The organism is Holzapfeliella sp. JNUCC 80 (genome assembly GCF_053667655.1).
Genome location: NZ_CM132205.1, coordinates 1,083,125 through 1,095,745, shown reverse-complemented (window position 1 = coordinate 1,095,745; position 12,621 = coordinate 1,083,125). Strand labels below are relative to the sequence as shown.

Below are 12,621 nucleotides of genomic sequence, written 5' to 3'. Positions count from 1 at the left end.
ATTTTTTTAATAAATACAAAAACTGAAGGAGATGATGAAAATGAATTCTAAGTTATCATTTAAAGATACGATGTATATTGGAATGATGCTATTCGGACTATTTTTTGGTGCCGGAAACATTATTTTTCCAATTGCAATGGGACAACAAGCAGGGGGTAATGTGTGGTTAGCCGTCGTCGGTTTCTTAATTACGTCAGTTGGTTTACCATTACTTGGAATCATTGGTCTTGGATTATCACAATCCAGCGGGGTATTCTTTTTAGCTAAAAAAGTTAACAAAACATACGGATATATTTTTACGGTGTTGTTATACCTCGTTATCGGCCCATTTTTTGCCATCCCAAGACTTGCAACAACATCATTTCAGATTGGGTTTGCACCTTTTATTAGCGAAGGCCAAACACCACTATTCTTAGGTATTTTTTCTGTTGTCTTTTTTGGTGCAACATACTTTTTTGCTACAAGACCAGGAAAAATCATGACTTATGTTGGGAAGTATTTAACACCTATTTTCTTGATTTTATTAGGGATCATTTTGTTATTTGTTTTTCTAAAACCTATGGGTGGATTAGGATTCGAACCTCAAGGTGCTTACCAAACTAATGCTGTCTTGAAAGGGTTTACTGAAGGATATAATACAATGGATGCCTTGGCATCACTTGCTTTTGGTGTAATTGTTATTGATTCAATTCGCCGCTTAGGTGTTAATAAGCCTAAAGATTTAATTCGTGAAATGTCAAAATCAGGTGTGGTTGCCTTAATCTTAATGGGTGTAATTTACCTATTACTTGCTTTGATGGGAACATTAAGCTTGAACAAGTTCGGGATTGCACCAGACGGCGGGACAGCACTAGCAGAAGTTGCTCGTTACTACATGGGTGATTTTGGTAACATTTTACTAGCTGTTTTGGTCTTAATTGCTTGTTTAAAAACATCCATTGGACTAGTAACATCATTTGGTGAAGCAATGAACAAAATGTTCCCTAAAGTGTCATATAAATGGTTCATGACAGCAGCTGCAGTTCTACCTGCAATTTTTGCAAATGTTGGGCTATCAAAAATGATTGAATATTCAGTACCTGTTTTGATGTTCATTTACCCATTGGCTGTTGCGTTGATTTTTATTTCACTTCTGACACCAGTTTTGAAACCCAATAAATGGGTTTATGGTGTAACAACCTTATTTACACTGGTACCTGCAATTTTTGATTTGTTGAGTAACGCACCTAAATTCGTGAGTGATACAGCCTTTGTTAAAGGTATTGTTGATTTTGCGACGAAGTACTTACCACTTTATAGTTTAGGTTTAGGATGGGTAGTACCAGCTGCAGTTGGACTAGTTATTGGAATTGTTCTTCAAAAATTAGGAAACTCAGGAAATACTGAAGAAAAGACTAGCTAAAAAGCTAGTCTTTTTTAATACCTTTTTTTTTAATAATTTAATTTCGTTTAGTACAATGAGGCTAAATTAACTAGTAGCTTGTAGAGGAGTGATTTTTTGTATTATTTTTTGAATACGAAAATAGATATTAATAAGTCGGGTATTGAACACGCACAAATAAAACGAATGAATTTATTTGATGAGCATGGAATAGCTAATAAAATTGTGACGCGGTCTTTGGTTTTAAATGCCTCTGATATTTTAAAGGCGAGTCGAATACCGCTTTCGAATTATTTAAATATGTATGACTTTTTTAGAAATGAAAGGATACCTAATAAAGCATATACTTTAGATGATTTCAAAGTTCCAAATAATATGGTGATGCGTAAAGAAAACGATGACTATTTGATTGATTACAAAGAAAAGACAATCCGAATTTTGATGACTAAGTCAACGGAAGATTCACGGGTTGATAATATTAGACTGCTCTCAAAAGATGGTAAACTTGTCAAAACGAGTTGGTACGATACTCGCGGGTTTATTGGAGTAGAAGAGTATTTTGATAAGAAAAATGAATTAGCTTTCAAACAGGTACTAGCACCTTCTGGAAAGGTTGTTTGCCAAATTTTTTATATGTCCGATAAACAAGGAAAAGTCAAACCAACATCTTATCAGCTGTTGGATTATCAAGGCATGGATTTAGAATTCAATTCTGAAGAAGATTTGATAACATTTTTCCTAGATGAACTTGCCAAAAAAGATAGGAATGCTGTTTACATAGGTGACCGAGCCACAGAATATGCGTACAGTTTATTCCACATGAATGAACGTGTTTTCAAGATTTTAGTTTTACATAGTTCACATTTAGCTGACAATGATAATCCGCTCCATTCAGATTTAAATAATAATTTTTATTATTCACTAAACCATTTAAAAAACTGGCAGGCGTTATTGGCTTCAACTCAAGAACAAACGACAGATTTTAATGATAGATATCATCTAGAAAATAAAACGTATACAATCCCAGTTGGAACTGTGGAACAACCGCAAAAAATATCACTTGAAGCGCGTGAACCTTATAGTATCGGCTTAATAGCTAGACTTGCCCCTGAAAAGCAACAGTTACAGGCGGTTAGAGCCCTAGAAAAAGTTAAAAAAGTAATACCACAAGTTAAATTGCATCTCTATGGTTATTCAAATGGTGACTATGGTCAAAAAGTTAAAAAACTAGTTGGAGAAAAAAACTTAGAAGAGACAATTAGTTTTGAAGATTATACTGACAATATCACTGAAGCATATCAAAATATACAATTGCAGTTACTAACATCATCTGTTGAAGGTTTTGCAATGTCTGTCTTAGAAGGTTTATCACAGGGTGTTCCCCAAATTTCTTACAATATTAAGTATGGTCCAAAAGACATTATCACTGACGGACAAGATGGCTATTTAACAAAGCCCAATGATAGTGATGAACTAGCTAATAAAATAATTGATTACTTTAGTGATTTAAATAAAGCACAACTTATGAGCAATAATGCGTACCAGAATAGTCAGCGCTATTCAAAGGATTCTGTATATAGTTCTTGGCGACCTTTGTTCAATCAGGTTGAAAAATTTTATCAAACAAATCATCAGGAGGTACTTTAATGATTTATTTTGTGAATCAGTATTTGATGACATTGAATACTAGTATTGAACACGCTGAAATCAAACGTGTTAAATTATTCAAAAAAAATAATATTCCTGCCAAAATAGTAACGCGAGATTTTAACACAATGATGACTGAAAACCTCAAATCGTTTGGATTAGACGGGACTCAAATGTTAAATATGTATGACTATTTTAGACAGACATTAGATGTGCCAACTAAAGTCATAAAAAACTATGATCTTAATATCTCAAAAGATTGTGATGTTAAACCAGGAGCTAATGTGAGCCATGTCGTTAGAGGATCACAAGTTGTAATGGCAGTTCACCATGTCCCGGGGACAGTTGGCCATGTTTACTATATTGAATATTTTGATTATTTAGGAAACTTGGTAAAGAAACGTGATTACGATAGTCGAGGATTTATAGCGCGCGATCAATTTTTTTCAAAAGAGGGCTTGCTAATTAACGAAGTTCATTACGATAAAAATCAAAATCAAAAGATAACACACTATTATGATGATAATGGATTTATCATTCGAACTATTTTACATCATTACCATCATCAGACATTTTATTTTGATAATGAAACCGAACTAGCTTCGTTCTTTTTAGATGAATTAAATCGTCAAGACAACTTGCAAGCGACCTTTGTTGGTGATCGACCAACTATTTCGTATGACATGATTATGGGGATGCAAACGCGTGGTAAGAACATCTTGTACATGCCTAATCCACATACAATTGATGATGATGATGGTATTTACGCAGATATGAGTGGGTTATATACTAATGCTATTTATCAAAATCAAGACCAATGGGACAAGATTATTGTCGCCACTACTAAACAAAAAAACGATTTAACTAAATGGTATGGTGGAGAATCACCAATTCCAATCGAAGTTATTTCACCATCTATTCAAATTGAAACTAAACGAGATACTATGTTGGACGAAGATACGGCACATCAAGAGAATAAGGTGATTTATACCGGGAAGTTAGATGATAAAAATAACGTTATAGAATTAGTTGAAGCCTTTGAAAAGGTTATCCAGATTTTACCTAATGCAACGTTAGATATTTATGGGTACGGAACTGAACATGATACTATTGAGAAAAAAATCGAAACCCTTAGCCTTTCAAATTCAATTAAGATTAAAGGCTATCAGTCAGATTTAACTGAGGCTTACCAGTCAGCAGAACTACTAGTTTACATGGGCAATGCAGATATTGAACCGCTATGTTTGATTGAAGCAATGTCATATAGTGTACCGTGTGTTGCTTATCAAAGTTTGTATGGCGTGTCTGATATTATTGAAAATAGCGAAAATGGGTTTATTGTCGAACGTCATAGAATAACAGAACTTGCTTCAACTATTATTAAAATGCTTGAAAATAAAAAACGATTATATAAAATGAGTCAAAACGCTTATAGCACGGCTAAAAATTATAGCTCAGATAAAATGATACAAAAATGGCAACAAGTACTAATTTAACAAACAAAAAAGCTTACATAAAAATGTAAGCTTTTTTTATTTTGGTATTATTTGATTTCATCAACTGATAAGCCGAGTGCTTTGGCAACGCGTTCACCATAGTCAGGGTCAGCTTGATAGAATTGTTTAGCTTCCAAGACTTTGATTTCATGTGATTTTACTTGACCAAGATTGTTTTTGATATTTTCAACTAAGCGTTCTTTTTCACCTTCGTCAAATAAGCGATATAAGTCGCCTGCAGCTGAAAAGTTGTCGGTGTCATAAGGTTTAAAGTGACCCGTTTCACCAGTTAGTGGATCAGGTGAAATTTTTGCGGAAGGCACTTCTGTTGGACCGTCAACACTATTAGGTTCGTAATTTGCTGAACCATCATGACCTTGTGACATAAAGCCATCACGGTGATAGTTATTAACGTCATTGATAGGGCGGTTAACTTTAAGTTGATCATAGTTAGCACCTAAACGATAACGAGCAGCATCCTTATAACCAAACAAACGACCTTGTAAGACTTTGTCGGCTGAAGGTTCAATACCAGGAACTAAGTTGGCAGGTGAAAAGGCTAATTCTTCCATTTCTTCAAAGTAGTTTTCGGGGTTTTCATTTAAGACCATTTGACCGACTTCTATTAGTGGATAGTCTTTTTGAGAAACCACTTTGGTGACATCAAAAATGTCATGCTTGTAGTTAATCCCTTCTTCATAAGGGATAACTTGAACGTAAAGTGTCCATGATGGGAAGTCTTTTTCTTCAATAGAATTAAATAATTCATTTTGAAGGTAATCTGGGTCATCTCCACAAAGTTTGGCAGCTAATTCATTAGACATGTTGTGGACACCTTGATTAGTTCTAAAGTGATATTTCACGAAGAACTGTTCACCTTTATCGTTAACCCATTTGAAAGTATGACTACCGTAACCATGCATGGTGCGATAGCTTGCGGGAATACCGCGATCACTCATTAAGATTGTGACTTGGTGAAGCGTTTCTGGTGAATGTGACCAAAAGTCCCATTGCATATCTTGACTTCTAGTATGTGTTTTTGGATCACGTTTTTGTGAATGAATAAAGTCAGGAAATTTTAATGGATCATTGATGAAGAACACAGGGGTGTTGTTACCCACAATATCGTAGTTCCCATCTTGTGTATAAAATTTTACGGCAAAGCCACGAACATCACGATAAGTATCAGGATAACCGCTTTCGCCAGCTACTTGAGAAAAACGTGTGATCAGGGGTGTTTTTTTACCTTTGCCATTAAATAGGTCGGCTTTAGTGTAAGCACTCATATCATGTGTCAATTCAAAGTAACCTTTAGCACCTGAACCTTTAGCATGAACAACACGTTCGGGGATGCGTTCACGATTAAAGTGCGCTAATTTTTCGAGTAATTGATAATCTTGAATAAGAACTGGGCCACGTTGACCAGCAGTTTGTGAATGTTGATTATCTGACCAAGGTTGGCCTTCACTAGTTGTTAAATTTTTTGACATAATATTACCTTCTTTCGAAATTATTTTAGAACTAAAAAAGGAAATATTCAATTATTTGCTACATCTCGTTATAATAGTAGAAAACCGAAAAAGAGAGAGTTATTGATGCAAAATTGGCAAAAAGAATGGGCACAAAATAAATATTGGTTGATGTCACGCTCACAGCGATTTTACAACGAAGTCAGACAGCTGGCTAAAGGTAACGACTGGACCGATGACAAGAAAGCACGATATGAAGAAATTATTGAAGAGGCAAAAGTTGCACCACTAGATAGAGGCAACATGATGAATGCCTATCAACATGTTTGGGGTTACTTCAAAAAGATTGCAACAGAAGCAGAAAAAGACGACTTTAGACGACTACAAGCGGATTTTGATGTTGACCATGATGAATTAGGCCCTTTTTTGGCAAAAATGACAAAAAAATACAACGTTAACTATTTGCTTGAGTCAACGTTGTTAAAATCTTTTTTAGATGAATTGCTGTAGTAAACGATAAACACTAGGTTGATAGATAGCACCAAATTCACTGAGGTGAAACATCATGTAGTAGAGCTTGTAGTAGATTAATCTGTCTTCATAGTCCTCATCAAGTGGCCAAATAGACTGATAACCAGCCATAAACTCTTGGTTAAATCCGCCAAATACCTGGGTGATGGCGATATCAAACTCTCGGTCACCATAATAAACAGCAGGATCGATGAAGACGGGGTGCTGATCTAAATCGAACATAATATTGCCGCCCCAAAGGTCGCCATGTAGTAGACTGGGGATGCTTTTGTGAGATGCTAAGTCTTCTTTGAATTGACCGAGCATATTTTGGTAAAGATGTTCAAGTTCGACTGACCAGTTATGGTTGTGAATAATTAGTTTTCGAAGTGGTTCAAAGCGTTGTGCAATGAAAAATGATATCCAGTCATCCTGCCAACTATTGCTCCCAGTGAAGTTACCTAGTTCAAAGTCACTATCAAATCCAAATTTATGGGTGAAACTGGTAGATTGGTGAACTTTAGCCAGTGCTTGTCCTAGTTCATACTGATTGCCATGGGGAAGATGGTCGATATATTCAAGTAATAGGAAGGCATCTTTCCCATTATCACCAAATTCAAGAACGTTTGGTGTTTTAGCAAACTCGCCTAAGGCTTTTAGACCAGCAACTTCATGGCTAAAAAACTGTTTAGTAGCATTTTCTTGTACTAATAAGAAGTAAGAATTCGTATGGGTATAGATATGAAAGGCCTGATTGATATCGCCACCAGTTACAGCCGAATACTTTTCAACAGGCTCAGGTAGTTGTAAATTTTTAACAATATTATCGATAGATTTTGACATTATTTCACCTCAAAGATAAGTAATAACCCCATCTTAATACAGTTAAGATGGGGTTTCCAATATCATAATAAAAAAGTTTTAAATTTTGAGTTTTTCTAGTTGTATCTTTCACATAACCGTTGTATTATAAAGTCGAACAAAAAATTAGCACTCAAATAAAGAGAGTGCTAAAAACTTGTTACACAATTTATAAGGAGTGTTAGATATGGCTAACTACAGTAATGGTTTTAGTGATTTTGATGCATTATTTGATTCTTTGAATAGAGATTTCTTCTCAAATTCAGGCACTTTCTCTACCCGTCGAGATATCCCCATCCACTCCAATCAAGATGGCTTAAAACAACAAACACAAGTAAAAAATCCACAACAACAAGAACAATCAATCGGAATTGATTTAGTTAAACAAGCAAAAGAAAATAAATACGATCCAGTTATTGGACGTGACTCAGAAGTTGAAAACGTGATTGAAATTTTGAGTCGTCGTAATAAAAATAATCCTGTTTTAGTTGGACCTGCAGGTGTTGGTAAAACAGCGATTGTTGAAGGACTAGCTCAACGTATTGCAGAAGGCAATGTGCCAGAACGTCTAAAAGATGCTCACATTATTGAATTGAACATTAATGAATTGGTTGCAGGTTCTTCACTACGTGGTGCTTTTGAAGAAAAACTTCAAAAGATTATTGATGAAGCTTCAAAGAATCCAAACATTATCTTATTTATCGATGAAATTCATAATATTGTTGGTGCTGGTAGTGTTGATAGTGAAAACAATAATGGCGACGCTGCTAATATTTTGAAACCTGCACTTGCTCGTGGTGACTTGAGCTTGATTGGTGCGACAACAACAAGCGAATTTCAACGTATTGAAAAAGACCCAGCATTAGCTCGCCGTTTACAAGAAGTAAAAGTTGGCGAACCTTCTGTTGAAGAAGCTATTCAAGTTCTTGAAGGATTAGCTCCTAAATACGAAAATTATCACCATGTTAAATATGATGAAGAAGCAATTAAATTAGCAGTTACATTATCAAAACGCTATATTCAAGGACGTTATCTACCAGATAAAGCGATTGACTTACTTGATGAAGCAGGTGCTAAAAAAGGCTTATACCAAGCACCAAAAGATGAAACTCAATTGCGTGAACGTATTTCAAAATTAGAGCATGAAAAAGATGCCGCTGTTCAAGCAGAAGACTTCAAGAAAGCACAAGACTTAAAAGGTGAAATCGAAAAAACACACAAACAATTGCAAAGTGTTGATGATACCGAATTGCCAAGTGTAACTGCTAAAGACATGTATCAATTAATCGAACAAAAGACAAAAATTTCAATGAGCGAAATTCATGCAGATGAAAGTCAAAAATCCGAAGATTTGGTTAAACACTTAAAAGATGTTGTGATTGACCAAGATAAAGCTATCGATACGATTACCGATGCGATTGCTCGTAAGAAAGTCTTTAAAGATGAAAACCGTCCTACTGGTTCATTCTTATTCGCTGGTCCTACTGGTGTTGGTAAAACTGAATTAGCTAAACAATTGGCTAAAAGCATGTTTGGTTCAGATGATCACTTTATTCGTTTAGATATGAGTGAATACCAAGATAAAACATCTGTTAACAAATTAATCGGTTCTGCTCCTGGTTACATCGGTTACCAAGAAGGCGGTCAATTGACTGAACAAGTTCGTCACCAACCTTATAGCTTGATTTTGATGGATGAAATTGAAAAAGCAAATCCAGATATCTTCAACGCTTTGTTACAAATTATGGATGATGGTCGCCTAACAGATGCTCAAGGACGTACCGTATCCTTCAAAGATACCATCTTGATTATGACCTCTAATGCAGGTTACTCAGATAACTTGATTAAAGATAAAGGTGACTTGATGAAGGCTCTAGAAGTTTACTTCCGTCCTGAATTCTTGAACCGTTTGGATGCCATTGTGCCATTTAACTCATTGAAACAAAAAGACTTAATTAAAATTGTGGATCTTTACTTAGACCACATGGCTAATAGTCTTGAAAAACGCCACGTTAAAATGACGGTTTCAGATGAAGCTAAACACTATTTGGTTGAAAAAGGTTATGATGAAAAATTCGGTGCTCGTCCATTGCGTCGTGTCGTCGAACAGGATTTACAAACACCTGCTGCTAAAGCAATTTTAGCTGACTCTAAGTTGAAAGAAATTAACTTTGCAGTTAAAGATAACTTCTTGATGATGAACAATGAAAAAATTGCAGAATTGCAAAAGCAAGAAATATCAGAAGCTAAGGTCGAAGAAGCAGATTCTGAAACAAAATAAGAATCAAACGAAAATCACGAATAGAAAATAATTATAATTAAGGGACATTTCTTTATAAGAAATGTCCCTTTTTGATAGTTAAAATTTGACTTATTAGTAAAATGAAATAACAATTAAAGTAGATAGCTAATATTATGGGAGAATTATAGATGAAAAAGCAAATGAGAAATAATAAGAAACTAGTGGGGATTGTTTCAGTAGCACTTTGCAGTGTAGCTTTGACAACTGGTTTCTTAACACATACAGGTGTTAATACAGGACAAACTGTTTTGGCTGACGAGCAACAACCAACAGATGATAGCGTAAAAAATGTAAGTACTGCACAAGACTTATATGATGCCTTAAATAGTACAAGTGTAACTCATATTAATATTGAGAATGATATTGATATGAGTTCTTTACCTAGTTTATCTAGTAAGAGCATAACAAGTCACGATATAAATTTGAATGGTAATGGAAAAACCATTGATTTTGGTAATATAACATTGACTATGGGGAGCGAGTCTCAGGCGACGGTTACATTTGACAATGTTAATTTATATGGAACCAATTATTACGGTCCAATTAATAGTAAATCTAACACAGGTATTTTAAAATTTAAAAATGTTACCTATCAAGGGCCTCAACCTATCTACTGGAAAAACGGTGAAGTCCAAATTGATGGTCATGTAAAAATTAATTCCCAAAAACGTAATAATACAGGGAATGATCCACAAGAAAATATGGAAGTTGGGAAGTTAACCTTTCTACCAGATAGTACATATGAAGGAACGACGACATCAGGGGTTTATGTTTTTAACATGTCTGCACCAGAAAATATAGTTGTAGGAGAAAATGCAAATGTCACTTTAAATACAGCATCTGGCTCTCAACCTATTTCTGGAACTTCAAATGTTGAGATGAAGTCAGGTTCAAATTTAACTATCAATCCAAAAACTCTCGTTACTACTACTAACCCAATTTCAATGAATAATGCTTCTTTTAACATTAATACATCTGGGAATCTAACCAGTTCATTATTGACTGTGTCTGGTCCTATTACTGCTTCCGATAATAGTCAAATTAATGTCAATGCACAAAACATCGGAACTAGTGCTTATCCAATTGTCAATTTAGGAGCTACTGTTCAGTTGAATAATTCCCAATTTAGTGCAATGGCAGATAGTGGTTCAACAAATCCACAAAGTTCAAGCCCATTCAATGTTGTAACTGGAATTAACAATCTGAAATCAGATGTAAGTGATAACTCTCAAGTCACGATTCAATCAAAAAATAATAATAATAGTAATAGTAATTTAACCAGTGGCACTTTCGATAGCGATAGTTTTAATAAAGATCAGTTTAGCTGGAAAATTGATAGTAACAAGCAAGACGGAATTCAAGCTTATTCAACATACAATAATGGTAAAGGAGTTAAATACTTACAAATCGCCTTAGCACCTAACCGTAATCTTCAGTTAAATGATGGTGTTACAGTTAGCAGACAGCAAGGTGCTTATAATGCTACTTTTACAGTTAATCCAGTAGAAAATATTTCAGATTCAGACCAAGCGACTGCTCACGTAATTATCACTAATGGCTTGAGTCAAAAAGTATCTATGGATCGAACTATTAGTAACTTAACGATCCCAAATCATTCACAAACCATCACTTTGCCGCAAGACTACACGCCTGCTAAAGGTGATAAAATTACCGTATCATTAGATATGTCAAGAAATAAAGCAACAGCAAATCAAATTACACGGTCAAAAACCTTAGATACTAGTGATATGAGATTATTGTTACCACCTAGCTCTCAAGTCGTTGACCCAAGCATCAAACCTGTTTCTTATGATAATGGTAATACACAGGTTAATTTTGGATTATCAGGCTCTCATATTTCTGAAACTGATAGTATAGTCAATTATGACGTGATGGTTGTTAGTGGTGGAACAACTAAAGTTTCACTAAATAATCAAACAGCGACAGGTGATTTGTCTAATCAAACAGTGACTTTGAATGGTTACAAGCCTGCTGTTGGTGATACTATCAAGGTTAAAACATATGTTAATGAACAATCTAATTCATATAATGAAAAAGAATACAAATTAACACGTGATGACGTGAGAAAATTATTACCGCCTAAATTGTCTATCAACAATGATTTAACGTTATCTCGTTCAGGGGATACGATTTTAACTGGATTTGATTTAAATACGGAAAATACTGATGACCAAGACAAAGCGGACAATGTAACGGTTAGTGTACAAAAACATAATCAAAATACACCTAATCAACAACAAGATAAATTAGAGCAAACCTCAAAATTAAATCAAGATTTATCATTAAAATTAGATGCTAACTACACACCTGAAGTTGGTGATGTTATTACTGTTAGTGCTTCTTTAGACGGTGTTGATGGTTCCATTGTCACAAAAACTAAAAAATTGACTCAAGCAGATGTTGATGCGTTGAAAAAATCAGAAGGATCAACTCCTAGTTTTCAATCAGGACTAGTGAATTATGTTAAAGGCTATGGTGTGCTTTTATGGCAATTAACAGCTAATGGACTAGAACCAACAACGCAATATCGACCTGCAAATAGCTACGTCCCTTACTACGGCGACTATCAAGTTGTAGACGGAATTAAATATTTACACATTGCTAACCAAAATACTTGGATTCAGGCGCAATATTTACAAGAACCAACACAATTACCAGAAATCCCAATGAATAGTACAGTAATTGCAGGAAATGTACCTTATGGCATCTACTTACGTGATGGTTCAGGTGATATGACTGAACAAATTATTCAACCTGAAACTTCATGGCAAGTTTTTGCTAAAAAGACATTCCACGGCCATACTTACTACCGTTTGGGTAATGACAAACAATGGTTAGAAGATACTTATATCAAATCGATGAATTAAAGCAAAAGACGATAACTCTTATGAGTGACCGTCTTTTTTTATGATCTCCAATTAGGATTGACATATA

Annotated in this window: 8 protein-coding genes; 6 read left to right on the top strand and 2 right to left on the bottom strand. The window is 34.8% G+C overall.

Annotated features, from left to right (window positions below; genetic code table 11):
* The first annotated feature begins 40 nt into the window (after positions 1-40).
* From brnQ to JNUCC80_RS05425, 3 genes are all read left to right on the top strand, one after another.
* Positions 41-1,402 carry a branched-chain amino acid transport system II carrier protein gene (brnQ, locus tag JNUCC80_RS05435; RefSeq protein WP_454152856.1) on the top strand — a complete coding sequence of 454 codons (1,362 nt, stop codon included), beginning with the start codon at positions 41-43 and terminating at the stop codon, positions 1,400-1,402.
* 96 nt (positions 1,403-1,498) lie between these two features.
* A complete protein-coding gene (locus tag JNUCC80_RS05430; RefSeq protein WP_454152855.1) occupies positions 1,499-3,028 on the top strand; it encodes a glycosyltransferase in 1,530 nt (509 codons plus the stop codon).
* Entirely contained in the window at positions 3,028-4,524 is a 1,497-nt protein-coding gene (locus JNUCC80_RS05425) for a glycosyltransferase (RefSeq protein ID WP_454152854.1), read from the top strand. Before JNUCC80_RS05430 ends, JNUCC80_RS05425 begins: the two co-directional genes overlap by 1 nt.
* Positions 4,525-4,571: 47 nt before the next feature.
* Here JNUCC80_RS05425 and JNUCC80_RS05420 read toward each other — a convergent pair whose 3' ends face one another.
* The gene (locus JNUCC80_RS05420; protein ID WP_454152853.1) at positions 4,572-6,014 is read right to left on the bottom strand and encodes a catalase; all 1,443 of its coding nucleotides are present in this window, start codon (positions 6,012-6,014) and stop codon (positions 4,572-4,574) included.
* A 105-nt stretch (positions 6,015-6,119) separates the two neighbouring features.
* Between JNUCC80_RS05420 and JNUCC80_RS05415 the strand changes: the two genes are divergently transcribed.
* The gene (locus JNUCC80_RS05415; protein WP_454152852.1) at positions 6,120-6,503 is read left to right on the top strand and encodes a YbgA family protein; all 384 of its coding nucleotides are present in this window, start codon (positions 6,120-6,122) and stop codon (positions 6,501-6,503) included.
* Here JNUCC80_RS05415 and JNUCC80_RS05410 read toward each other — a convergent pair.
* Positions 6,486-7,346, bottom strand: a complete 861-nt coding sequence (locus tag JNUCC80_RS05410) for a fructosamine kinase family protein (protein WP_454152851.1) — start codon at positions 7,344-7,346, stop codon at positions 6,486-6,488. The genes JNUCC80_RS05415 and JNUCC80_RS05410 overlap by 18 nt on opposite strands.
* A 205-nt stretch (positions 7,347-7,551) precedes the next feature.
* On the opposite strand from JNUCC80_RS05410, the gene JNUCC80_RS05405 reads away from it, so the two are divergent.
* Positions 7,552-9,645: an ATP-dependent Clp protease ATP-binding subunit gene (locus JNUCC80_RS05405; protein WP_454152850.1), complete on the top strand. Its 2,094-nt coding sequence runs from the start codon at positions 7,552-7,554 to the stop codon at positions 9,643-9,645.
* Positions 9,646-9,794: 149 nt separating this feature from the next.
* Positions 9,795-12,554 (top strand): pectate lyase-like adhesive domain-containing protein, encoded by a 2,760-nt coding sequence (locus JNUCC80_RS05400; protein WP_454152849.1) that lies wholly within the window; start codon positions 9,795-9,797, stop codon positions 12,552-12,554.
* Positions 12,555-12,621 lie beyond the last annotated feature (67 nt).

Bases quoted from the DNA above. Each gene is read 5' to 3' on its own strand.
- brnQ (WP_454152856.1), top strand. From the start codon at position 41: ATGAATTCTAAGTTATCATTTAAAGATACGATGTATATTGGAATGATG.
- JNUCC80_RS05425 (WP_454152854.1), top strand. From the start codon at position 3,028: ATGATTTATTTTGTGAATCAGTATTTGATGACATTGAATACTAGTATT.
- JNUCC80_RS05420 (WP_454152853.1), bottom strand. From the start codon at position 6,014: ATGTCAAAAAATTTAACAACTAGTGAAGGCCAACCTTGGTCAGATAAT.
- JNUCC80_RS05415 (WP_454152852.1), top strand. From the start codon at position 6,120: ATGCAAAATTGGCAAAAAGAATGGGCACAAAATAAATATTGGTTGATG.
- JNUCC80_RS05410 (WP_454152851.1), bottom strand. From the start codon at position 7,346: ATGTCAAAATCTATCGATAATATTGTTAAAAATTTACAACTACCTGAG.
- JNUCC80_RS05405 (WP_454152850.1), top strand. From the start codon at position 7,552: ATGGCTAACTACAGTAATGGTTTTAGTGATTTTGATGCATTATTTGAT.
- JNUCC80_RS05400 (WP_454152849.1), top strand. From the start codon at position 9,795: ATGAAAAAGCAAATGAGAAATAATAAGAAACTAGTGGGGATTGTTTCA.